Here is a 261-nt window from a genome sequence, read left to right as displayed (position 1 = left end):
ATTCAGGACGGGTCTTGTGGGGGGATCAGCTTCTGCTGATCCTTGCGCGGGCGGTTCTCAAGGAGCAGCCCGGCGCCACCATCATCGCCGACGTCAAGTCCAGCCAGGTGCTGTTCGACGAAATCACGCGGCTCGGCGGCAAGCCGATCATGAGCCGGACCGGTCATTCGCTGATCAAGACGCTGATGGCGGAAACCGGAGCCCCGCTGGCCGGCGAGATGAGCGGCCATATTTTCTTTGCGCACCGCTACTACGGCTACG

General features: G+C 62.8%; 1 pseudogene. It reads left to right on the top strand.

Going from position 1 to position 261, the window contains the following annotated elements:
* Positions 1-261 (top strand): annotated as a pseudogene (locus ACYYG1_RS17575) (phosphomannomutase); the annotation flags it as partial.

The organism is Desulfocurvus sp. DL1XJH-121, from assembly GCF_054819825.1.
The sequence above is the reverse complement of the archived record's forward strand: the minus strand, read 5'-3'. Positions and strand labels throughout refer to the sequence as shown.